The following is a 25,703-nucleotide window of genomic DNA, read 5'->3' as shown; positions in this document are numbered from 1 at the left end:
TTATGTATTTAAAATCTCACATATACGTTTAAAAAGTAAGTAGCACCGCGGCCATACCAGTATTTTGAACCGAATACGGGCCTATCCCGACTCGCATCTTCTTTTAATTCTTGATAATTGGCATTTCGAGCTTGTTCATAGCCTCCTGTTTTGTGTACCACATCCAACAAGTTGTTCACACTGGCAAAAAATCCCAAATAGTACTGTTTTATCTTCCACGATTTCGCGCCTACCAAGTTTACAATCATATAATCGTTAAATGTTTCTTGTTTTAAAAGCTTCCGCGCCACTTCGGGATCATAATCACTAAAAGGCAAACCGTCAGCATAAGAATAGAAGTTTTGAGTTCTAATCAACGGGCTGATATCTACATAAGTTTTGTCAAAGAAATTAGCGGTGGCGCCAAACCACCAAAATTCAGGATCGCGGTATTCAAAGCCTACAGAATAAGCTGTTTGAGGGCCATTAGATAGTTTGTAATTTTTCATAAAACTTTTACCATAAGAGATGCCGCCTGTGTTGGTGAAACGCGAGGAGGTTAAATATAAATTTGGATTATTGCTGTAAGTATATTGACCTACGGAACATGCACCTTTAAGTTTTATGGTAGTGGTGAGTTGTGCTTCAAACCCAAATTCTGCGCCAAAATGTCGTTTGTCAATACCTTGTAAAATCTCTTGGACAAAGGCTGAGGTTTTATTATCTGAAATGTCAAAACTGCTCAGACCATCCGCGTAATAGAACGATATGTCATTGGCATCTTCAATTTGGGAATAAAATCCCGTGAGCTTAGCCTTCAGAATTGACGATCGGAAAATGTAACTGGCATCTACAGCAATGATTTTTTCTTCCGAAATATTTTTAACCACATTGTGATTATCTCTCGCGTTGGTATACGTATTTCTGAGTGAAGGTGCTTTGGTCAGATAGGCCGCATTAAAGTCGAACACATGTTTTCCGGTGACTTTGTAGGTCAGGCCAGCTTTTGCGCCAAGACCTAAGAAGTTTAGTTTCTCACCTTTACCATAAGAATTATCTGGATAAACTTCGTGCTGATAACGTCCATCGCGTTGATAGGAAGTATGCGCAACACTTAGTGCGGCGTAAAAATCTATATTATTATATTTAAACTGTGCTTGGGTAAATCCGGATAGAATGTTCGCTTCAAAAATATAATGGTATCGATATTGATCACCTTCTCCGACAATTCTGTCTGGGTTTTTTAAATCGTAGTGCACGTTATCAAATGCATCTTTATTTAGGGCGCTTGAAGCGCCTAAAAGATCGGTGAGTTCTGCAAAATTATCAGATGATAATTGGGTATAATTTAGTGAACCATTTAAGGTCATATGTTCGGTAAGATCAGCTATGAAAGTTGTATTTGCGGTTATTTGAGTGTCGTCATTGCGGTCTTCATACAGCACATAAGCGGCGGTTATGCCTTGGCTACTATTGGTCAAATTGGCATCATAAATCTGGTTCCAATCAATTTGACCATCTATTAAGAATTCCTGTTCTAAGAGATAGGCTGTAGAATAGTCAGGGCCATTGAAATTTGCCAAGGCATAACTTGGCAATTTTTGATAATAGGCACCGCTCGGATTGCCGCCTCCAGGATAATCCAAACGGCTGTTAGCGCTTTTTCCAAACTGATACGCCATAGTTGTGTTGAGGCTTATCTTATTTGTTATGTTCCAATAATGATTTAGCATCACCACAGGTTCATTAACTTCTTTAACCCGTGAGTTGCGTTTTTTACCATCGTGATATCCCCAATATTCATTATAGGTGATGCCTTTAAGATCATAAACTTCTTGAGTGTTTGGCGATGATTTCCCCCTGCGATTTGGCGCATAGATTGCCGTAAAGTTGAGGCTGTGGGCCGCATTAATTAATTTTTCTACGGCGGCGAAAAATGAATTGGAATCATAGAAAGTGGCTTCCTGAAACCCTTCATCGCCCCAGCGTTTGCCAGCGCTAAGAGCAACGGCCCAACCTCCTTTTATCAGTCCGGAGGCATAACTTCCTATGACACGATTGGTATAACTCCGGTCAGATGAAGAATAGGTGAGGCGGCCACCTTTTTTATATTCTGAGGCTCGGGTATTGATATTCGTAGAACCCAAAATACCGCCAAATGTGTAGTAGGAAGGCGTCAAGTTAGATGACAGTTCCTGATTCCGCAGAACGTCATTTAAACCACCCCAATTACTCCATTGTGGTCTGCCATTAAAGATTTTGTTCATTTCTATACCGTTGATCAAAACTGAGCTATTTTCTGAGCTCAAGCCTCTGACGCTAAAAAAAGATCCACTAAATTCAAACGCCGCGGTCCTTTGAAAAATATCTTGGGAGGAGTGTAAAAGGCCAGAAATATTATCGGCGCCACCGGTAGTGTCATCATTCAATTCGTCATCAGAAAGCGTCACCGTAAAGAGATCCACGGAATCTGCCACATTAATGTCGAGCATCATATCACTGATCTCTAAAGTTTGTCCTTCGTAAATAATTATAGGAAAGCGTTTGGTGAGATAGCCCGCTTTTGAAACTTTTAAGATGTGTTCTCCTAGTGGCAGAGCAGAAGTGAAACTAAATTTTCCTTCAGCATCCGTTTCAGTAGATTGTGAGGTTTCTTCTATAGTGATGGTGACCTTAGGGATGGGTGCGAGCGTAGTGCCATCAATAACACTTCCTTTTACAACAGTGTGTTGTGCGGATGCTGTTAAGACAGAAACAAAACCAAACAATAAAAGTGTCACACTTTTTCTCATCGTCTGCTTTTAAGTTGATCATTCAGACAGGTGCTAAAAATGATCTTAATCACTCAAATTTTTGGTAAATCCACTACACTAATACAGCAATGCTACTATATAACGACACTGATGTTTATGTTCTTTATGTCTAAAAATGAGATAAATAGACCTTATAAATGTACATTATTTATAATATATATTTACATTTGAATACAGAAATATGGAGGGCATCCCAAACACTTTGTAAAATGAAATTACAGACCTTACGCTTATGCCTTATTTTAGTAGTGTTTGCTTCCAACTTATGGTCTCAAGAACCTAAAAAATTCAAGATCCATACGGTTGCATTTTACAATTTGGAGAATTTTTTCGACACCATTAATGATCCCTTAAAATTTGATGAAGCGAGTCCAATGTTAGAAATTCGTACAGGCAGGTCAGCCGTTTATTATAAAAAGGTACGGCATATGGCTCAGGTTATTTCCGATATTGGAGCGGATGGTGCTCAAAATGCCCCGGCTATTTTAGGAGTTTCAGAAGTTGAAAACAGAGATGTTTTAGTTGATCTGGTCAATGATACACTCCTGCTGCCTAAAAACTACGGTATCATCCATTATGAATCCCCGGATATTCGCGGTATTGATGTTGCCCTGATATATCAAAAGACACTTTTTCAACCCGTTTCTACAAGTAGTCACGTGCTGAAAATTTATGATGAAACGACTAAAAATAGAGTGCACACACGAGATCAGCTTTTGGTAAGCGGCAAGCTGGATGGCGAATTGATTCATGTTATTGTCAACCATTGGCCATCGCGGAGTGGCGGTGAAGAACGAAGTAGAAGCAAGCGGATGGCCGCGGCGACACTCAATAAGCGCATTATTGATTCTCTACAAATAATTGATCCGTATGCCAAGATTTTTACGATGGGCGATTTAAATGACGATCCCAACAACGCCAGTTTAAAGCAAATTCTGAAGGCCAAATCAGACAGAGAGAAACTTGAATTAAAAGAGATTTATAATCCCTACGAAAATTTTCATAAGAACGGATTGGGCACCACCGCCTATCGCGATGCTTGGAGTTTATTTGATCAAATTTTAATGACGCAACCCTTATTGGAAAAGGACTTTACATCATTCCGGTTTTATAAAGCCTTTATTTATAATAAGAATTATTTGACCACCAAACGCGGACGTTGGAAAGGCTATCCGTTTAGAAGTTTTTCAGATGGAGGTTTTACGGGTGGCTTTAGCGATCATTTTCCGGTGTATGTTTATGTCATCAAGCAAGTTCCTTAGAGTAGTAATAAAAAAAAAGCCACTTTCAAACGAAAGTGGCTTTTTAAATTTATATAAAACTTGATCTATTACAAATCAAACTTGATGCCTTGTGCTAATGGCAATTCGTCAGAATAATTAATAGTATTTGTTTGACGGCGCATGTACACTTTCCAAGCATCAGATCCAGACTCACGTCCACCACCTGTTTCTTTTTCACCTCCAAAGGCGCCACCAATTTCAGCACCGGAAGTTCCGATGTTTACATTGGCAATTCCACAATCAGAACCAGCATAAGACAAGAATTTCTCTGCTTCTTTCAGTTCGTTGGTCATAATTGCTGAAGATAAACCTTGAGCCACACCGTTTTGTGTTTGAATGGCATTTTCTACATCACCAGAATATTTCATTAAATATAAAATTGGGGCAAACGTTTCGTGCTGTACAATTTCATAATGATTTTCTGCTTCAATGATTGCTGGTTTCACGTAGCAGCCGCTTTCAAAGCCTTCGCCTTCTAAAACGCCACCTTCAACCAATACGTTTCCGCCTTCAGCTTTTGCTTTTTCAATCGCTTCCAAATATGTTTTTACAGAATCTTTGTCAATTACTGGTCCCACGTGATAGTTTTCATCTAAAGGATTCCCGATTTTAATTTGACCGTAAGCACCAACTATCGCATCTCTCACTTTATCGTAAACGGATTCGTGAATAATCAGACGACGTGTTGACGTACAACGTTGTCCTGCAGTACCAACCGCGCCAAAAACAGCACCCGGAACGACCACTTTTAAATCGGCAGTTGGGGTAATGATGATGGCATTGTTACCTCCTAATTCCAATAATGATTTTCCAAAACGTTCCGCAACGGTTTTTCCAACAATACGTCCCATTCTTGTAGATCCTGTTGCAGAAATAAGAGCAATTTTAGGATCTTTTGTCATGAATTCACCAACTTTATAATCGCCATTGATGATATTAGAAATCCCTTCAGGTAAATTATTATCTCTTAAAACGCCAGCAATGATATTTTGACAGGCTATAGAACATAAAGGTGTTTTTTCTGAAGCTTTCCAAACACAAACATCACCACAAATCCACGCCAGTGCGGTGTTCCAAGCCCAAACGGCAACCGGAAAGTTAAATGCTGAAATGATCCCAACCACACCAATCGGGTGCCATTGTTCTCTCATCACGTGACCAGGACGCTCAGACGGAATGGTTTGCCCATTTAATTGACGGGACAGACCTACTGCGAAATCGCAGATGTCAATCATCTCTTGCACCTCGCCATAGCCTTCTTGAAGTGATTTTCCCATTTCATAAGACACGAGTTTCCCAAGAGGCTGCTTCAATTCTCTTAATTTATTTCCAAACTGACGTACAATCTCACCGCGTTGAGGTGCTGGAACGTCTCTCCAAACCTTGAAAGCTTTTGTAGAGGCTTCCATGACTTTCTCGTAATCCTCCTTAGTGGTAGCTTTTACCTTACCAATCAGTTTTCCATCTACTGGTGAATAGCTTTCAATAACTTCGCCGTTAGAAAAATTAGTTGAGCCTGTTGAAGTGCCTTCATTTATATCTTTAACGCCTAATGCTTTTAGGGCTTTTTCAATTCCAAAATCTGTAGCAACTGCTTGCATATATATTGTTTTTTAATTAATTAATGATGTTTGCGAAGATAGCAATAATATGTCGCTTTTTGAAGCCTACCCTCCTTAAAAATAAGCTAACTTTAAGGCTGAAATTCAATCTATACGCTATGAAAAACCTTATTTATGTCCCGTTTTTAATGCTCCTGTTTCTAAACTGTAAAAATGATCAAAACACCCCAATGGTGGAACAGGAAACAACTTCTGAGTCAAAAACGAACGCTACATCCGAATCAAAAAAAGTGAATGAATTTGCTATTGTCATCCATGGTGGCGCGGGTACCATCTTACGTGAAAATATGTCAGCCGAAGATGAAGCAGCCTATAACGCGAAGCTGGAAGAGGCGATTCGCGTGGGGCACGAGATTTTAAAAAATGGCGGTTCGAGTTTGGATGCTGTGGAAAAAACCATCAATGTTTTAGAAAATTCGCCACTGTTTAATGCAGGCAAAGGTGCTGTGTTTACAAATGCGGGAACAAATGAATTGGATGCCTCCATTATGGATGGAAAAACCTTAAATGCAGGTGCTTCTGCAGGAACTAAAACGGTTAAAAATCCAATCAATTTAGCCAGAGCCGTTATGGAAAACTCCCCACATGTGATGTTGTCTGGAGAAGGCGCGGAACTGTTTGCAAAAGAGCAAAATATAGAACTCGTTGACCCTTCCTATTTTTATACTGAAAACCGATTTAAAGCCTTAGAACGGGTAAAAGCAGCCGAAGACACGAAGAATGCACGAGACAAAACGGCCTTTTATGACCCGATTATAAAAGATTCAAAATTTGGAACTGTAGGGTGTGTGGCTTTGGATAAAGACGGAAATCTTTCCGCAGGAACTTCGACAGGCGGAATGACCAATAAACGCTGGGGACGCATTGGTGATGCACCAATAATTGGGGCGGGTACTTATGCCAATAACGCAACCTGTGCCGTGAGTAGTACGGGTTGGGGCGAATATTTTATCCGTGCGATGGTGGCTCACGATATTTCTGCCTTGATGGATTATAAAGGTTTGAGTTTGCAAGAAGCTGCGCGAGAAGTCATTCAGAAAAAAGTACCTGATTTAGGTGGTGACGGTGGTATTGTTGCGGTTGATAAAGATGGCAATATGGTCATGGAATTTAACACGGCCGGCATGTACAGGGCTTCGATGGATGCGTCGGGAACATTAACGCTAGGAATTTACAAAGAATGATTTGTCAGAAAATACGACTTAATTCTGCATTGGTTTTACAATCTTTGCAGCACTAATACCATGCAGTATGCCGTTTAAAATAATAATTTCTTTTGTGTTCCTGCTTTGTCTAGTGGCTTCTTGTAAAAAGGACGATGCTATAGATCAAGACACCGATAATCTCTTTAAGTTCCGGGATTATATAAGTTATACTACGGCAGGCCGCGTTTCTAATGCCGATCCTATCTTAATCAGCTTGGCAAATGACGTTGAAGGATGGACTGCGGGAAAGGTCATAAACCAAAATCTTATCAAAATTGAGCCAAAAGTTCAGGGAAAATTAGTGGTTGAAAATGCGCATACTCTTGTTTTTAAACAGGATGAGCCGCTTAAACCGGATACTGAGTATACCGTAAGTATTAACTTGGCTGAACTTAATAAAAATCAGCCCAAAGAATTCAAAACCTATACTTTTCAGTTCAAAACCATTACGCCTAGTTTTAATGTAGCCACCACCAATTTACAATCCTACAGTAAAAAGTGGCAGTATGTAGAAGCGGTTTTAAAATCGGCGGATGTTATCGAACTTAAAATCGCAAAACAACTTGTTGAAGCTTGGCAAAACGGGAAAAAACTCATGTTACAGTGGAATGAAGCTGCGGGGAGAGAGCGGGTTTTTGAGTTTAAAATTGACAGTATCAATCGACTGCTTGAGGACAGTGAAATTCTAGTCAAATGGAATGGCAAAGCCATAAAGGCAAGCAATTCCGGCGAAAGTAAATTCAAGATTCCGGGCATCAATAATTTCACGATTGTCAATGTTTCAGTCGTTCAAACACCAGAGCAAATGGTATCCATTAACTTTTCGGATCCCTTAAACAAGCAACAAAATTTTGACGGCTTGGTAACCATCAAAAATTCAAAAAATCCAAAGTTTATTGTAGACGGCAACGTGCTTAAAGTGTATCCAGAATCGAAATTGGTAGGCGATGCCTTGGTCGATGTCTTTCAAGGTATTGCCAATACTGACGGCTTTAAACTCAAAAAAGCATTTTCTAAAACCATTTCTTTTGAAGATTTAAAACCTCAGGTGCGTCTCATCAGCAATGGCACAATTTTACCGAATTCCAATGAACTTAAATTCAATTTTGAAGCCGTTAATTTAAAGGCAGTCGACGTCCGGGTGATTAAGATTTTTGAAGATAATGTCTTGCAGTTCCTACAAGATAACGATTTTCAGAGCAATAATCAGTCGGCTATTAAACGCGTAGGCCGACGCATTGCCAAACAAACCATCACCTTGCAAAACGATGCGGTGGCAAATCATGGGAAATGGAAAGCCTACAGTATTGATCTTTCAACCTTTTTTAATGCTGATCCTGGTGCGATTTACCGCATCGAATTGAGCATCAAAAAGGAATATTCCATCTTTGATTGTGATAATTATGCTAACGTCAACACTTCAGATGAGGACTCCTACGATGACTATTATTACAATGAGTATTACCAAGATAATTATAATGAAAGTACTACGGAAGATGAAGATTTGCGGGAAGAAGAATATTGGGACAACTTAATCTACAGCTATAGAAACTCAAATTATAATTGGGAAGAACGCAACAACCCGTGTCATGACGCATATTTTAATGAAAACCGGGTTATTTCCCAAAATCTAATCGCTTCCAATTTGGGGGTGATTGCCAAACAAGGTGCGAATAACACCTATTATTTTGCGGTGACTAATATTTTGAATACTAATCCTGAATCGGGGGCGATGGTGAGGCTGTTCAATTTTCAGCAACAGGAAATTGGGAAAGCAACGACTGATAGTGAAGGCTTAGCTACCTTTAAAAGCACTAAGGTGGCCTCTTTTGCTATTGTCACTAAAGGGAAAAACACCAGTTATATAAAACTAGTGGATGGCAATTCGTTATCCTTAAGCAAATTTGATGTGTCTGGGAACAGTCTGCAACGCGGCCTTAAAGGCTATATCTATGGCGAACGTGGAGTTTGGCGTCCGGGAGATTCGTTGTTTTTGACCTTTATGTTGAATGATAACGACAACAAATTACCCAAAGGACATCCGGTTAAAATGGAAGTGACGGACCCGAGCGGGAAACTGATTTATAAGAATATCAGCACGGAAAATATCAATAATTTCTACCGATTTACAGTGCCTACAGAGTTTGAAGGCAAAACAGGAAATTACAACGTAAAAGTGTCCGTTGGTGGCGCGTCATTTTATAAAGGATTGCGCATAGAAACCGTTAAGCCAAACCGTTTAAAAATCAAGATCGATTTTGAAAATGAGGTTTTGTCGAGCACTGAACCCTTGAATGGCACCTTAGATGTGCAATGGTTGCACGGTACGCCAGCTAAGAATTTAAAAGCCGAAATTAAAGCCAAGTTCAGCACCTCTTACGAGGGCTTTAAGAATTATAAAGACTATGAGTTCGTAGATCCTACCCGTTCGTTTTCTTCAGAAGAACTCACTGTTTTTGAGGGCAACGTAAATGAAGAAGGCGTCGCAAACATTACCAAACCTTTAAACGTGGGTAAAAATGCCCCCGGATTATTGAACGTTCAATTTCTAGTGCGTGCTTTTGAAAATGGTGGTGATTTTTCGTTGGATGCCTTCACCAAAACCTATGCGCCCTACAGTTCTTTCGTTGGATTGAAATCGCCAGAAGAAAATAAAAATGGCACCTTTTTTACGGATCAAAATCAAGGGTTTGATGTTATTACGGTAGATGCAAAAGGCAAACCTGTGCAGCGTGAAAATCTCGAAGTGAAAGTCTATAAAATAGAATGGCGCTGGTGGTGGAATTCATCTGAAGACAACCTGTCCAGTTATGTATCGAGCACCTATCATAAACCTTATTTGGATAAAAAGGTGACGACAGATGCTAACGGAAAAGGGAAGTTTTCGCTAAACATTCCAGAACATCAACGCGGGCGATATTTGATCAGAATCATCGATCCTCAGAGTGGACATGCCACTGGAAGAACAGCGTATTTCTATAAAAATTGGTATCAAAACTCGTCCGATACGGACAAAGAAGCAGCCAAAATGTTGGTGTTTGCGGCAGATAAGGAAAATTATAATGTAGGGCAGTCTGCTCAAATCACCTTTCCTTCAGGTACTGAAGGTCGAGCGCTTATTAGTATCGAAAACGGATCTGAGGTGCTGTCTTACAAATGGATTGTTACCAAGCAAGGGGAAACGACCGTTAATATTCCGATTACAAAAGACATGGCACCTAACGTGTTTGTCAATATTTCCTTATTACAACCGCATGCTACTACGGCTAACGATTTGCCACTTCGCTTGTATGGGGTTATTCCGTTGATGGTTGAAAATCCAGAAACGAAACTGAAACCAGAAATTAAAATGCCAAATGCGCTGCAACCAGATCAGGAGTTTGATGTGGTGGTCAGTGAGAAGAATAAGAAACCAATGACCTATACGTTGGCGATTGTTGAGGAAGGCTTGTTGGATCTGACCCGATTTAAAACGCCAAATGCTTGGGATGAATTTTATGCGCGTGAAGCCTTGGGGGTTAAAACTTGGGATATTTTTGACGATGTCATAGGTGCCTACAGTGGAAGTATTGATCAGGTGTTTGCCATTGGGGGTGATGCGAATGCTGCCGCCGGTAAAAATAAAAAACCAAACCGATTCAAACCCGTGGTCAAGTATTTGGGACCGTTTACTTTGGGCGCAGGCGAGCGTAAAACACACAACATTAGAATGCCAAACTATATTGGATCCGTGAGAGCGATGGTTGTTGCTGGTGATGCTAATACCGAAGCTTACGGTAGTGCTGAGAAATCGGTTCAAGTCAAAAAACCTTTAATGGTGTTGGCAACATTACCACGTAAACTCAGTCCTGGAGAAAAGGTGACCTTACCGGTAACCGTGTTTGCCATGGAATCTAAGGTGAAAAATGTCAATATCAGTTTAAAATTAAGTGACGGGATTTCAGTAGTCGGTGCGGCATCAAAATCGCTGACGTTTGCGAGGCCAGATGAACAAATGACTTATTTTGAATTGGACGTCAGCAAAGCAAAAGGGTTTAATACCGTTGAGGTGATTGCAATTGGTAATGGTGAGAAATCAAGTTATAAGGTGGATATTGACGTCTATAATCCCAATCCAATAACTTCAAAATCATTAGATGAAACTCTAGAAGCCAACGCTTCCAAAAATTTGGATTTTGCAACGTTGGGAGAAGCGGGTACGAACAGTGCCAAAGTTGAATTTTCAACCTTGCCTTCAATGGATTTTACCCGACGTTTACACTATTTAATCCAATATCCACACGGGTGTTTGGAACAAGTGACCTCGGCAGTGTTTCCACAATTATATCTCACCGATATTTTTGATTTGACCAATCAAAAGAAACAGGAAATTCAAAAGAATATTGAAGCTGGAGTAAAGCGCTTGGGTAATTATCAAGTGGCATCTGGTGGGATGAGTTATTGGATGGGAGAGCACACCGTAGATGATTGGAGCACTACGTATGCCGGACATTTCATGTTGGAAGCCGAGAAAAAAGGTTTTGTATTACCCTTGACATTTAAAAGTAATTGGCTGCGTTACCAAACTCAAGCGGCAAGAGATTGGCGCCCGAGTTTCAGGACCGCGAATACTGATTTGGCACAAGCCTACCGTTTGTACACGTTGGCCTTGGCAGGGAGTCCAGATTTGGCAGCCATGAACCGTTTAAGGGAGTTTAGTGAGATTTCCAACGAGGCCAAATGGCGATTGGCAGCAGCCTATGCTTTGGCAGGTCAGAAGGAAGCTAGCCAAAAAATTTCGAGTACCGCCAATATTAATTTTACGCCGCCAAAGTATAATTATTACACCTACGGATCGGTGGATAGAAATCGTGCCATGGCTTTAGAAACCATGGTGTTGACCAAAAACCCTAAAATGCGTGAGGTGGCACAGGATTTAGCGAAAGATTTATCGAGTTCAAAATGGATGAGCACCCAAACCACTGCCTATAGTTTATTGGCCATGGCAAAAATGGTGGAAGCTAATGGTGGGAAATCGCTTAAAGTTAACTATACCTTCAACGGCAAATCGGAAACTATTGACACTAAGAGCGCCATTGCCCAACGTGAATTAATCGTGAAAAATGGGAATAATTCCTTCAGTTTTAAAAACAATCAAGATAATTTAGTCTATGTCCGGGTGCTGAATTCTGGAAAACTACCATTAGGAGAAGAGCTTTCTGAACAGCGTGGTTTAAGCGTGTCCGTAGTTTATAAAGATTTAAAGGGAAACGTTTTGGATATTGGGAAGTTGAATCAAGGGCAGGATTTTGTGGCTGTGGTGAAAGTGAGCAATCTTAAAAATCAGGACGTGAATGATGTGGCCTTGACCCAGATATTCCCATCGGGATGGGACATTGTCAACACGCGTTTTACTGCTTTTGGTGATACTACAACCAGTACAGCCAGATATACTGATATCAGGGATGACCGCGTCAACTTTTATTTTGATTTACCTCAGAAAGGTAAAAATGGTACCAAAACCTTTACAGTCATGTTGAATGCGTCGTATTTGGGAACTTATTATTTGCCAGGGATTCAGGTAGAAGCGATGTATGATAATGAGTTTATGGTACGTAGTAAAGGACGGTGGATTGAGGTGTTGAGGTGAAAGGACAGAATAAGAACCACCTCGACTTCATCCCAATTCTCGGGCTGAATCCACCCTTCCTTAAGAAGGAGGAGAAGATTAAATGGTGATTAAGTAATTATTTAAAGCAAAATCAAAAACTTCCTTCCCTTTCTAAGGGAAGGTGGCTTTAAGCCCCGGGTAGGGCTTAAAGACGGAAGGGTTGCAATCTAAATATTAAAATATAAATTACAATCAGACCTCACAGGTTTCAAAAACCCATGAGGTCTTTACTCATGAACAAGCTTTTAACCTACATAAAACGCCACAAATTCAAATCAGCTCTAATTTTTGTAGTGCTACTACTGTACTATTTCTGTTTACCAAGGCAGTTGTTTAAGGATCCGACAGCAACCGTTATCACAAGTTCTAAAAACGAGCTTTTGGGCGCAATGATTGCTAAAGATGGTCAATGGCGATTCCCACAAAACGATACCGTCCCTGACAAGTTTAAAACCTGTATTGTTCAATTTGAAGATGCTTATTTTTATCAGCATCCTGGTTTCAATCCGGTGTCGATTACAAAGGCTTTAAAAGAGAATTTAAGTTCCGGCGGTGTCAAAAGAGGAGGAAGTACCATCACACAGCAGGTCATCCGATTATCTAGAAAGGGTCAGTCTCGGACCTATTTTGAAAAGATCAAGGAAATCGTGTTGGCCACTCGCTTGGAATTTCGAGCATCCAAAGAAAAGATTTTGTCCTATTATAGCAGCAATGCTCCTTTTGGGGGCAATGTGGTAGGTCTTGATGCGGCTTCTTGGCGGTACTTTAATAGAGATGCCTCCCAATTGTCTTGGGCTGAAAGCGCCACACTGGCAGTGTTGCCAAATGCACCGAGTTTGATCTATCCGGGGAAAAATCAAGAGCAGCTGTTTATCAAACGCAATCGGTTATTGCACAAATTAATGGTTGAGGAAATAATTGATTCCTTAACCTATCAATTGTCCATTGCGGAGGGTTTGCCTCAAAAACCTTATCCGCTGCCACAAATCGCACCGCATTTACTTCAAAAAATTACAGAAACCCATTCAGGGCAGTCAGTTCAAACCACCATTAAAAAGCCAATCCAGGAACAGGTCAATAGCATTGTGTCCAATCATTATCAAACTCTAAAACAGAATGAAATTTACAACGCCGCTGTGTTGGTTTTGGATGTCAGAACGCGTAAAGTCATAGCTTATGTAGGTAATACTCCAACAGACAAAGCCCATCAAAAGGATGTGGATGTGATTGACAAACCTCGAAGTACCGGGAGTATTTTAAAACCCTTTTTATACGCCGCAATGTTGGATGCTGGTGATATTTTACCCAACACCTTAGTGGCGGATGTGCCTACGCAATTTGGGAGCTACAATCCTGAGAATTTTGATAAGCAGTATGACGGCGCTGTATCTGCCAGTCGGGCCTTATCACGCTCTTTAAATGTCCCTTCAGTTCGGATGTTGCAGGAATTCGGACTGGACCGTTTCCATCACTATTTGGAAGCGTTGCATTTAAAAGACTTAACCTACAATGCCAACCATTACGGATTGTCTTTAATTTTGGGTGGCGCTGAAAGTAATCTCTGGGATTTATGCAAAAGCTACGCGGCTTTATCGTCTACCTTAAATCACTTTAACGAAACTTCAAGTGAATATTACACAAATGAATTCACTGAACCTACATTTCTGAATCAAACATCGATTGATTTCGGTAAAAAATCCTCTGAAAAAACCTTGTTCGATGCGGCGTCAATTTATCTAACTTATGAAAGCCTAAAAGACGTCAATCGGCCGGAAGGCAATGAAAATTGGGAATTTTATGATAGTTCCAAGCAAATTGCTTGGAAAACGGGTACGAGTTTTGGATTCCGCGATGCCTGGGCTATTGGTACTACTAAAGATTATGTAGTTGGCGTTTGGGTGGGTAATGCTGATGGCGAGGGCCGACCAGGGTTGGTAGGCGTCCAAACCGCAGCGCCTATTTTGTTTGAGGTGTTTGATGTATTGCCCAACAGCGAGTGGTTTTCAAAGCCTTTTGATGAAATGCAAGAAGTGGAAATTTGTGTACAATCGGGATATCGAGCGTCTCCAAACTGCGTTGATAAAGAGCAGAAATTTATTCAGCGTACAGGATTAAAAACAGCACCTTGCCCGTTTCATGTTTTGGTGCATTTAGATAGATCAGAACAGTATCAAGTCAATTCCTCTTGTGAAGATTTGAGTAACATTGTTCATACATCATGGTTTGTGTTGCCACCGCTAATGGAATATTATTATAAGGCTCAAAACCCATTTTACAAAGCCTTACCGCCATTTCGGGAAGATTGTTTGAGAGATAACGCTATTGCTATGGAATTCATCTACCCAAAAGAAAACAATAGCATTTTCTTGCCAACAGATTTTGATGGGCAAACCAATGATTTAATATTAAAAGTCGCACACAGCAAGCCTGAAACTTTAATTTTTTGGTATTTAAATGAACGGTATTTGGGCAGCACTAAAAATATACACGAATTTGCCATGAAACCTAAACGCGGGAAGCATGTCATCACGATTGTAGATGAGTTTGGGAATGAAAGTAAGCGATGGATTGAAATTTCAGAATAATGCTTCAGAATGAAGATTTAAAATCACTATTTTTGTCTTCAACCATTCAAACAAAAAACTATGTACGAAACTGTAAAAATGCTCCATTCCTATTGGGCTTACTTGACTCTTTTGATGATTGTAATTGCGGCTCTAAATGCGCTCGTTAAATATTTTGGAAAAAAGGAATTCCACCCTATAGACTTTAGAATCTCTTTATTTACACTGATCGTGTCACATATTCAATTACTTATAGGCCTGATCGTGCTTTTTGCCGGTCCTTATTTTACTGTCATTTCAGAATTGGGCATGAAAAATGTCATGGGTGACAAATTGCTGAGATCAAATATAATAGAACATCCATTAATGATGATTATCGCGGTAGTATTGATTACAATAGGATATTCTAAGCATAAAAAGAAATTGACTTCCACACCAAAATTCAAGGTGTTGGCTATTTTTTACACCTTAGCACTTATCAGTGTCTTGGCAAAAATTCCTTGGAATACGTGGTTCTAAACCATCTTTCAAATTTAATCCATAAAAAAACCAGAGCTATAAACTCTGGTTTTCTTTTTTGTTGCTGATTGAGTTTTATGCAAAAACTAATCTTAATTTTTGTAAACTAAAAGCGCAGCGCTCTTAATTCTACTTATCTATTCATATGTTTGATCTCTTCAGTAAATGTGTCTACATCAACGCCGTCCGCTACCAAGGTTAATGCTTTGTCTACAACATATTTCACGTTGTCCGTTCTAAAGCCCAACCCAATAGCAATTTTTTTTAATAATAGCTCTTCTTTGTCGCCTTGGATATGATCTACATGTACCATACGGGCCAAATCATACAAGCGCTCTAAGCGATGGTCATAGGATGTAGGTGGATTAATTGGGTGAGATTGATAGTCTTTCAAGATCAATTCATAATCTTCCTTACCAATATCTAAATTACGCGCTAAGCGATCTAAGAAGGCTTTTTCATCATCGGTAATAATACCATCATCCATGGCTACTCTAACTATAGATGCAAAGTGATCTTCATTACGTCTCTTAAATCCGCTATCAAATAAATCTGAAATTGACATATCTTTTTGTTTTAATCCCAATATAGGTTGTGTGCAAAACTACATTTTTTTTGATTATTGGAATAATAAATATAATGAAAATACGCAGCATTATAACCATCTCAGCATCTTAAGACCTCTTTTCTGACCGCGGAGAATGCCATCAGCGGTTACAATTATTTAAGATGAAATTCACAATTTCAATAAGTTCCAATTGAAATCTAAACTTTATCTTTGTTCAAAATAAATTTTCTTGAGTAAATCACATCTCTCGCAATCCTATGCACAGACTTTGCAAACGCATAATCTGCAGACTGCTATTGCCGTACATCAAAGTAAGACCCATTTAAAGGGCTTGGTGGGGTCTTCTTTAAGTTTTGTTATTACAGAAGCTTTTAAGACCGCAGACCAGCCATTTTTACTGGTTTTTAATGACAAGGAAGAAGCTGCATTCTATCTCAATGATTTGGAATTGTTGCTCAATGATAAAGATGTCCTCTTTTACCCTGGGAGCTACCGTCGTCCGTATCAAATTGAAGAAACGGACAATGCCAATGTGTTATTACGTGCTGAGGTTTTAAATCGAATCAATTCGCGAAAAAAACCTGCAATTATTGTTACCTATCCAGATGCCCTTTTTGAAAAAGTGGTGACGAGAAAGGAATTGGAACGGAATACACTCAAAATATCCGTCAATGATCATCTTTCTATAGATTTTGTAAACGAAGTACTGTTTGAATATCAATTTAAACGTGTGGATTTTGTGACTGAACCTGGCGAGTTTTCTGTGCGTGGCGGTATTGTAGATGTCTTTTCATTTTCGCATGATGAACCCTACCGGATTGAGTTTTTTGGTGATGAGGTAGACAGTATTCGGACTTTTGATGTTGAAACCCAGTTATCAACGGAGCTTATCAAAAAAATTAACGTTATTCCTAATGTTGAAAACAAGTTTCTAAACGAAAATCGGGAGAGTTTTCTAAAATATATTGCAGCCAAAACCGTCATTTTTACTAAAAATGCTGATTTGCTTTTTTCTCGAATCGATGACTTTTTTAGTAAAGCTGAAGAAGCCTTTAAAACCTTATCTACAGAAATTAAGCACGCCTCGCCAGAAGAATTATTTTGTAGTTCTACCTTGTTGAAACGACAGATGCTCGATTTTACATTGGTTGAATTCGGTACCATTACGGTTTTGGGCACACAAACCATCGATTTTCATACAGCTCCGCAACCTTCGTTCAATAAGCAATTTGATTTGCTGATTGAAGACTTAAATAACTATCACGATAAAGGCTACACTAATTATATTGCTTGTGTAAGTGAGCAGCAGGCCAAACGCTTTCATGATATTTTTGAAGATGCCAATACAGAACGTCATCGCGCTTTAGAACAAGGCGTCCATTATAAAACTATTGTATTATCTCTATTTCAAGGATTTATTGATCATGATAATGAAATCGTCTGTTATACAGACCATCAAATCTTTGAACGCTACCATAAATTCCACCTTAAGAATGGCTACGCAAAAAAGCAAGCGATCACGCTTAAAGAACTCACCAAACTTGATATTGGCGATTATGTAACGCATATTGATCACGGTATCGGTCGTTTTGGAGGACTTCAAAAAATTGATGTTGAAGGCAAGAAACAGGAAGCCATCAAACTGATTTATGGCGAACGCGATGTGCTGTATTTGAGCATTCACTCCTTGCATAAAATCACCAAGTTTAATGGCAAAGATGGGAAACCACCAAAAATCTATAAACTTGGAAGTAACGCTTGGAAAATTTTAAAGCAAAAGACCAAAACGAGGGTTAAGGAGATTGCTATTAACTTGATTCAAGTGTATGCCAAGCGGAAGCTTGAAAAAGGGTACCAATACCACCCGGACAGTACGATGCAATTAGAGTTGGAGGCCTCCTTTATTTATGAAGATACGCCTGACCAAAGCACTGCTACCGCCGATATTAAAGAAGATATGGAAAGCGAGCGTCCTATGGACCGATTGGTTTGTGGGGATGTTGGATTTGGTAAAACGGAAGTCGCCATCAGAGCAGCTTTTAAAGCTGTTGACAACGGTAAACAAGTGGCAGTGTTAGTGCCTACAACCATTTTGGCCTACCAACATTTTAGAACATTTACGGAACGCTTAAAGGATTTTCCCGTAACTGTCGATTATTTAAACCGATTCAGAACCACTAAAGAAAAGCGCGACACTTTGGAGCGTCTTGAAAGTGGGATTGTAGACATCATCATCGGTACACACCAATTGGTCAATAAAAATGTAAAATTCAAAGATTTAGGCTTATTGATTGTTGATGAAGAGCAAAAATTTGGTGTTGCCGTCAAAGAAAAATTAAAGACACTCAAGGATAATGTAGATGTCTTGACCTTAACCGCAACGCCAATTCCTAGAACTTTGCAATTCAGTTTAATGGCCGCGCGTGATTTATCGGTTATTACAACGCCACCGCCAAACAGATACCCTATAGAGAGTCACGTGGTCCGTTTTAGTGAGGAAATCATTCGGGATGCGATAACCTATGAAATTCAGCGTGGGGGCCAAGTATTTTTCATCCATAACCGTATAGAAAACATTAAGGAAGTTGCTGGCATGATTCAGCGTTTGGTGCCTGATGCAAAAATTGGCATTGGCCATGGGCAATTGGACGGTAAAAAACTGGAGCAGCTAATGCTCGGTTTTATGAACAGTGAATTTGATGTGTTGGTCAGTACTACCATTGTAGAGAGTGGATTAGACGTCTCCAATGCGAACACCATTTTTATCAATAACGCGAATAATTTCGGGTTGAGTGACTTGCATCAGATGCGCGGTCGTGTAGGCCGGAGTAACAAGAAGGCCTTTTGCTATTTCATCACTCCAGAATATTCTGCTATGACGGATGATGCCCGAAAACGTATCACTGCTTTAGAACAATTTACCGAGTTGGGCAGTGGCTTTAATATTGCCATGAAAGATTTGGAGATTAGAGGTGCGGGCGATTTATTGGGAGGTGAACAAAGCGGATTTATCAACGATATTGGCTTTGATACCTATCAGAAAATCTTAAATGAAGCCATTGAAGAATTGAAGGAAAATGAGTTTAGAGATTTGTATCAAGATGATCAAGTAGAAAAAGAATACGTAAAGGACATCACGATTGATACCGATTTTGAATTGTTGTTTCCTGATGATTATGTGAACAATATTACGGAGCGTTTAAATTTATACACCAAATTGAACGACATCAAAACCGAGGAAGAGCTACAAAAATTTGAAAGCGACTTGATTGACCGTTTTGGAGAAATGCCAAAACAAGTGATTGATTTGTTGAATAGTGTCCGTATCAAATGGATTGCCACAAAAATCGGTTTGGAAAAAGTGATCATGAAACAAGGCAAAATGATTGGGTATTTTATCAATGATCAAAATAGTGCTTTTTATCAAAGTAACGGTTTTACGCGTGTACTGCAATATATCCAAACCCGTCCTAATTTGGCGAAAATGAAAGAAAAACAAACCCGAACGGGTTTGCGCTTATTACTTACTTTTGATCACGTAAAAACCGTAAAACAAGCCTTATCGGTGTTACAACCTATAGTGGCTTGATTATTGAATCATAGCGATATTAAAGACGACTAAAAATAAAATTGAGTCCACATGAAAAAAATAATGTTCGTATTGGCGTTTATGCCAACACTTTTAATGGCACAACACAGCATACAAGGCACATTTTCGCCAGCCAACGAGTTTACCTATGCCTTTGTCTATAAATCCAACCCCACCGGCTCAATATATATGGACCGTGCGAAGGTGGATGAAAATGGCCATTTCAGAATTGAGTTGGACACCACCAGCACTACCGGAATTTATAAAATAGTATACGGTGTGCCGCAACAAGATCATAATTTTGATTTGATCTATAATGGCAAGGAAGATGTTGTTTTAAACTTCAGCTTAACGGAAGGCTTAGAGTTTAAAGAGTCTAACGAGAACAAATTGTGGGCGTCTTACACTAACAGTATTGAGATGATTAACCGCGCCATAAGCAATTTTTATGCGCAGGAAAGTGACGATAAAGAGGCTTTTAAAGACATTTTCAAGACCTTAAAGGAAACCCAAGATGCCTTTGAATTGGCCGCTAAAAACAGCATGGTTTCGGTCTTTATTGCCGCCAATAAACCCTATATTCCTGAAACCTATGAAGATCTGTCCACCTATTCTGCGAATCTGAAAGACACCTACTTAAAGCATGTCGATTTCAGCAATCCGCTGTTGCAGAGTTCAGAGTTTTTGTCCGACAGAGTGATGGCCTATGTTTTCGGAATGACGGCCAATCCAACAGATACTTTTTATAAGCAACAAATTGATAATTTGGTCGGTTATATAGGTGTAGAGAACGCCGAGATTAAAATGGTTTTACTACAAGCGGTCTGGAATAATATGGTGCAAATTGAAGCGTCTACAGTTGCCAATTACATCACAGATACCTATTTATTAGATCTTGCTAAAAAACAAAATAACAGTGCGCTTCAAGCCCAGTTAACGGTTTATAAAAATACGGCAATAGGTACAGTTGCCACCGATTTTCCTATAGAGATGGAACAGAAAGGCAAAAAGATGAACACCTCACTTCATGGCTTAAACAACGCGGAACATTATGTATTGATTTTTTGGAGCAGCTCTTGCTCACATTGTTTATCAGAACTACCTCAAGTTAGAGACATCGTGGATAAAATGCCTAAGCAAAAAGTACAGGTGGTGGCTTATGGTTTGGAAGACAATGTCGCACAATGGAAGAAAGAAATTGCCAACTATCCTAATTTTGTTCAAGTTATAGGCTTGGAGAAATGGAATAATCCTATTACCGATGTGTATGGCATTGAGTTAACGCCAACCTATTTTGTGTTGGATAAGGATAAAATAATTGTGGCAAAACCACATTCTTTAGAAGATTTGAAATCGGTTTTAAAAACGCTATAAAAAAAAGAATGCGTCTCAATAGTTGTGCAATCTCTATGAGAGTTGAATATTTGAGAACTATTCTCGAACAGCTGTCCGAGACATGAATATAAAAAAAGCCGTTTCAATTAGTTTTGAGACGGCTTCTTTTTATTGTCTTATTCCAAACTCGGAATGCGGAGTACTTGACCCGGATATATTTTATCAGGATCGGACAACATCGGTTTGTTGGCATCAAATATCAACGGATACTTCATAGCGTTACCGTAATATTGTTTGGCAACTTTACCAAGAGTGTCTCCTTTAATCACCGTATGAAAACGGGCTTCTGGCTCAACATGGTCTACAGTCATCTGATCATCAACTGAAGCAATGCCATTAGTGTTACCAATAACCAATACTACTTTTTCCTTAGTTGATTGGTCAAGCGCTTTACCGGAAACGGTGGCCATGTCATCATCAACATGTACTTTTAAGTTTTCAACATTCAGTTGTAAATCTCTAATTGTTTCTTCTAATTTTCTAGCGCCAGCCTCCTCAGTTTTTAATTCGTCTGCGGCAGCTTTTGCAGTGGCTTCAGATTTTTCTTCAGCGTCGTTCTTTCCTACGCCAAATACTTTAGCTCCAGCATTTTTAATAAATGAAAATAATCCCATATTGATTTAAGTTTTTAAGATTAAAATTATAATTGAAGAGGTAATTTACAATAAGTATTTGAAAATTTGACGGGCAACTTGTCAATATATTGTTAAAAAAAGAACGCCCATCCAAAATACATCAGATGGGCGTTACTAAAAGCTAAATAACCAACCAAAATTTAGCTTCTAGTTTTTCTCTTAAGTTATCAGTCTTTGCGGTTTACTGCTCTCGTTTTTCTGAATTTCTAGCATTTTCTTGGCGCTGGAATCGTCTGCAGGTTTTTGTGTCGCATTTATAATATATTGGAGATATCTCCTGATCATTAATAACGCTCAACTTTAAAAGTTCATTGTCAAAATAATCATAATCTAATGTTAATGTTTTTTAATGCGAATTGCTGTTGGCATTCTTTAACTCATAAAAGTCATTATTCGGAACATTAACAACCTTCGAACCTTTAAATTTAAGGATCGAATTAAGTTAAACTTGGGGATGGCCTATCTTCAAATCATCCGAAATGACAGTAACCAATTTAGAATCATCACTTAAAGTGAACGAAAATTTTAAATAGATGTATGATTATAATCGTGCAATTTTAAGATTGCACTTTGATAGTTTTTAAAACACCTGCCAAAAGGTTTGGAGCTCGAGGTTTTGAAATGGAATCACATTTTATTTGTGTATTTTTGAATTCATTTAATTAAAAAACTTATGGATACACCTACAAAATATGCTGTTTTTGGATCAGGAAGTTGGGCAACGGCCATTGTGAAAATGCTTTGCGAAAATCTTGATGAAGTGGGTTGGTATATGCGTAGCACCTACATAAAAGAACATTTATTAAAGGAACAACACAATCCGAGTTATTTAAGCTCTGTAGAATTTAAAACGTCCCAGTTAAAATTGAGCAATGACATTAATGACATGGCAGCCTATGCTGACGTGCTCATTTTTGTGATTCCGTCAGCATTTATTCATGGCGAATTATCGAAACTAACTGCGGATGTTAAAGATAAGATCATTGTTTCAGCAGTTAAAGGCATCATGCCTGAAACTGGAAAATTGGTGGGCGAACATTTTCATGATGTCTATGATGTGCCTTTTGAAAACACAGCAGTTATTGCAGGGCCTTGTCATGCGGAAGAGGTGGCTTTAGAGCGCCTATCCTATTTAACCATTGCCTGTGCCGATGAAACTAAAGCCAAGGCCATTGCCAAAACGTTGGCAAGCGATTATATTAAAACCTCAACCAGCGATGATGTTGTGGGCATTGAATATGCTGTAATGCTTAAGAATATTTACGCCATCGCTGCTGGAATTGCTCACGGTTTGGGGTATGGCGATAATTTTCAGAGTGTTTTGATGAGTAATGCCATTCGCGAAATGAAACGGTTTATCAAGAAACGCCACAAAATGAAACGGAATATTAATGATTCCGCATATTTAGGTGATTTGTTGGTCACAGGGTATTCGCTCTTTTCACGTAACCGAATGTTTGGTAATATGATTGGGAAGGGTTATACGGTTAAATCTGCACAAATGGAAATGAATATGGTGGCGGAAGGCTATTATGCCGCTAAAAGTGCTTATAAACTCACTAAAAAGAGTGAAGACATTGATAAGCTGCCCATCATCAATGCCGTTTATCAAATACTATATGAAGACAAAGATCCGAAACGTACCTTTCAGAAACTTACGGATAAATTGGATTAATATAAAGTCCGACGCCTCCAATAAAGAATGGGCTTATTATAACACAAAAGGTCCTGCTGAGGCAGGAACTTTATTATTTTACCAGTACTCCTTTTACGGTCATTAAAGGAATGGTCTGCAAAGCTTTTTCATTGATCGTGTTTTTTCTGAAGAGATAAGTCTTTTCATACATGGTATTCCCCACAAAAAACGTGACTCTAAATTCATTATTTAGTGCAAATAACTCCTCTTGCATCAGCTCAATTTTAGCATAACTTTTTTTAGGCAGGGCGTCTAATTTTTTTCTGAAGATGGACGTCATTTTTTTGTCTGAATATCCACTGGTGACAATCAGCACCACTTCTAAATCGACGTCTTTGTCGTTAATGATATAGGCATTCCAATCTTGGGTTTTGTAAATGTCATTGTATTCGTTAACCACCGCTACATGTACGCCTTCAACTTCTGGAATTTGGATGTCTTTTTTCATGTGAATTCCTGCAAATGAGGATGTGTTTTAATTACGTCGTAAAGTTACTATTTTATAAGGAATGTTGCTTTCCGTACTGATTTTTCGAAAAAAAAAACCGAAATTGTCTTCAATACCATCAAAATTTGTGTCTCTATCTTAGATAAGATTTCTAATGATCAATAAAATTTAATGACAATGAAGAAAAGCCTAGTTATAATTTTAATGTTACTGTTGATGCCTAATATGCCAACTTATGGTCAGCAAGACAGTATTGGCATACAACATACAAAGTCGTATGTAGACACGGATTTTCATGTATCTAAAGTGTATTACAAAGGAACAGATACCCAAGTGCCGGAGGAGAATTTTTACAAGCTCATAGAGGAAAATCCAAACCTATTTCTTGAGAGAGTAATTGATAATGCGGGAAACATCACACGGTATTTGTATGATCCTAATCGGAAAGGTGGCGTGACTGATACATTTTTGGATTCGTATCATAAAGGCGACTTTCCAAATTTTAAATTGCAAACCATAACTAATGAGACTATTGAGCTTTCTAACTTAAAAGGTAAACTAGTTATTCTCAGGTTTGAAATGGAAGCCACAACCTTCAGATTTAAAAAGCACGAAATTCAGGAATTAGATGATAAAATAAACGCTTTAGATCATAAAGATGTAGTGAAGGCAATTCTCATATTTAATGATTCTGAGAGTAATGTAAAGAAAGGTTTTGATCGTGAAGATTCAAATTTTGCTTTGGTGGCAGATGGCCGCAATTTTATAGAGAAATATGCCATTTCAAGATTTCCATCAACCTTGGTAATTGATCAAAATGGCAACCTTATCGGGACGTTCAGAGATGTTGATGAGATCGATTTAGAAGCATATCTAAAAAATGAGTAGAACGGCGAAACTTCCTCGATGCCATATAAAAAAATGAGAGAATAATTTAATTAAATTCATTATTGCTATTGTTGGTGTTCTCCATCAACAATAGATTATTGCCATTGTTGGTGTTTTCCACCAACAATAAGATTATTGCCATTGTTGGTGTTTTCCACCAACAATAATCTTTGCCTATTTTGACACTCTTAACCAGAAATGAATGATTTTTTTACCAAGAATAATTCTTTCAGATCCTACTCTTTGTCCAGATAGAAAAAACGATTGTTATAACTATCCACTACAATTCCTCTCAGATTTACAATAATTAAGTGCTGCAGGATAACATCGTTTGAATATAAATCAAAAAGATTGTCGTTTTTGAAGGCGATGTTGTCAAGTCGTAAAAAGTAAAGATGACATACTAAGTCTATCTGAATCACCTCTTTTAGAAGTCCTAAGGTCTTCGCTTCGGTTAATAAAGAGAAAATGGTGCCATGCACCAATTCATCTGAAAAATCGCTAAAGACCTTATCGGCCTTTGGGTAGTATTTTTTAATGCCGAATAAGAAGGACGGCTTAAAATGTTTTAGGTATGCAAATCCTTTTTTGTAGATCAGGATGATCTTTTCAATGGCGTCTGTCGTGGCATCATTAACAATAGCAGTTATTTCAACACGGTATTTATCCAATAAAAAAGACAAACTCTGAGATACTAAGTCTTCCTTAGTGTCAAAATATTTATAAATCGTCTTTTTTGAAATGCCCAATGAACTCGCCAGTTCGTCTAAAGTAAAACCTTTACTTCCAAACTGGGTAAAGTTTAAAATTGAGCATTCCAAAAGATCCGATTTTGTGGTCATGCCATTC

15 protein-coding genes are annotated in these 25,703 nt (G+C 38.8%); 9 read left to right on the top strand and 6 right to left on the bottom strand.

Annotated elements, in window-relative coordinates:
* Window positions 1-8 precede the first annotated feature (8 nt).
* The gene (locus ES711_RS06870; RefSeq protein ID WP_146891871.1) at window positions 9-2,771 is read right to left on the bottom strand and encodes a TonB-dependent receptor; all 2,763 of its coding nucleotides are present in this window, start codon (window positions 2,769-2,771) and stop codon (window positions 9-11) included.
* A 230-nt stretch (window positions 2,772-3,001) separates the two neighbouring features.
* Here ES711_RS06870 and ES711_RS06865 point away from each other — a divergent pair, with 230 nt between their 5' ends.
* Window positions 3,002-4,054 (top strand): endonuclease/exonuclease/phosphatase family protein, encoded by a 1,053-nt coding sequence (locus tag ES711_RS06865; protein WP_146891868.1) that lies wholly within the window; start codon window positions 3,002-3,004, stop codon window positions 4,052-4,054.
* A 68-nt stretch (window positions 4,055-4,122) separates the two neighbouring features.
* Here ES711_RS06865 and amaB read toward each other — a convergent pair whose 3' ends face one another.
* The gene (gene amaB, locus ES711_RS06860) at window positions 4,123-5,676 is read right to left on the bottom strand and encodes an L-piperidine-6-carboxylate dehydrogenase (protein WP_146891865.1); all 1,554 of its coding nucleotides are present in this window, start codon (window positions 5,674-5,676) and stop codon (window positions 4,123-4,125) included.
* A gap of 119 nt (window positions 5,677-5,795) precedes the next feature.
* Here amaB and ES711_RS06855 point away from each other — a divergent pair, with 119 nt between their 5' ends.
* The 4 genes from ES711_RS06855 (at window position 5,796) to ES711_RS06840 (ending at window position 15,635) form a co-directional block, all read left to right on the top strand.
* The gene (locus ES711_RS06855) at window positions 5,796-6,881 is read left to right on the top strand and encodes an isoaspartyl peptidase/L-asparaginase family protein (RefSeq protein WP_146891862.1); all 1,086 of its coding nucleotides are present in this window, start codon (window positions 5,796-5,798) and stop codon (window positions 6,879-6,881) included.
* A 67-nt stretch (window positions 6,882-6,948) separates the two neighbouring features.
* A complete protein-coding gene (locus ES711_RS06850) occupies window positions 6,949-12,531 on the top strand; it encodes an alpha-2-macroglobulin family protein (protein WP_146891860.1) in 5,583 nt (1,860 codons plus the stop codon).
* A 239-nt stretch (window positions 12,532-12,770) separates the two neighbouring features.
* Window positions 12,771-15,137, top strand: coding sequence for a penicillin-binding protein 1C (gene pbpC / locus ES711_RS06845; protein WP_394344882.1), 2,367 nt, complete (start codon window positions 12,771-12,773; stop codon window positions 15,135-15,137).
* A 60-nt stretch (window positions 15,138-15,197) separates the two neighbouring features.
* A complete protein-coding gene (locus ES711_RS06840; RefSeq protein ID WP_146891854.1) occupies window positions 15,198-15,635 on the top strand; it encodes a hypothetical protein in 438 nt (145 codons plus the stop codon).
* 133 nt (window positions 15,636-15,768) lie between these two features.
* On the opposite strand, the gene ES711_RS06835 is transcribed toward ES711_RS06840, so the two are convergent.
* Window positions 15,769-16,200 carry a tellurite resistance TerB family protein gene (locus ES711_RS06835; RefSeq protein ID WP_146891851.1) on the bottom strand — a complete coding sequence of 144 codons (432 nt, stop codon included), beginning with the start codon at window positions 16,198-16,200 and terminating at the stop codon, window positions 15,769-15,771.
* Window positions 16,201-16,432: 232 nt separating this feature from the next.
* On the opposite strand from ES711_RS06835, the gene mfd reads away from it, so the two are divergent.
* Entirely contained in the window at window positions 16,433-19,792 is a 3,360-nt protein-coding gene (mfd, locus tag ES711_RS06830) for a transcription-repair coupling factor (RefSeq protein WP_146891848.1), read from the top strand.
* 51 nt (window positions 19,793-19,843) lie between these two features.
* Window positions 19,844-21,166 (top strand): TlpA family protein disulfide reductase, encoded by a 1,323-nt coding sequence (locus ES711_RS06825; protein ID WP_146891845.1) that lies wholly within the window; start codon window positions 19,844-19,846, stop codon window positions 21,164-21,166.
* A gap of 137 nt (window positions 21,167-21,303) precedes the next feature.
* Here the strand turns inward: ES711_RS06825 and lysM are convergent, their stop codons facing one another.
* Window positions 21,304-21,801: a peptidoglycan-binding protein LysM gene (gene lysM, locus ES711_RS06820; protein WP_146891842.1), complete on the bottom strand. Its 498-nt coding sequence runs from the start codon at window positions 21,799-21,801 to the stop codon at window positions 21,304-21,306.
* A 694-nt stretch (window positions 21,802-22,495) separates the two neighbouring features.
* On the opposite strand from lysM, the gene ES711_RS06815 reads away from it, so the two are divergent.
* Window positions 22,496-23,497, top strand: coding sequence for an NAD(P)H-dependent glycerol-3-phosphate dehydrogenase (locus ES711_RS06815; protein WP_146891839.1), 1,002 nt, complete (start codon window positions 22,496-22,498; stop codon window positions 23,495-23,497).
* Window positions 23,498-23,570: 73 nt separating this feature from the next.
* Here ES711_RS06815 and ES711_RS06810 read toward each other — a convergent pair whose 3' ends face one another.
* Window positions 23,571-23,966: a hypothetical protein gene (locus tag ES711_RS06810; RefSeq protein ID WP_146891836.1), complete on the bottom strand. Its 396-nt coding sequence runs from the start codon at window positions 23,964-23,966 to the stop codon at window positions 23,571-23,573.
* A 177-nt stretch (window positions 23,967-24,143) separates the two neighbouring features.
* On the opposite strand from ES711_RS06810, the gene ES711_RS06805 reads away from it, so the two are divergent.
* Window positions 24,144-24,854, top strand: coding sequence for a peroxiredoxin family protein (locus tag ES711_RS06805; RefSeq protein WP_170245246.1), 711 nt, complete (start codon window positions 24,144-24,146; stop codon window positions 24,852-24,854).
* 236 nt (window positions 24,855-25,090) lie between these two features.
* Here ES711_RS06805 and ES711_RS06800 read toward each other — a convergent pair whose 3' ends face one another.
* Window positions 25,091-25,696: a TetR/AcrR family transcriptional regulator gene (locus ES711_RS06800; protein WP_146891830.1), complete on the bottom strand. Its 606-nt coding sequence runs from the start codon at window positions 25,694-25,696 to the stop codon at window positions 25,091-25,093.
* Window positions 25,697-25,703: the final 7 nt, after the last annotated feature.

It is taken from the genome of Gelidibacter salicanalis (assembly GCF_007997285.1).
GTDB classification, from domain to species: Bacteria; Bacteroidota; Bacteroidia; order Flavobacteriales; family Flavobacteriaceae; genus Gelidibacter; species Gelidibacter salicanalis.
The sequence above is the reverse complement of the archived record's forward strand: the minus strand, read 5'-3'. Positions and strand labels throughout refer to the sequence as shown.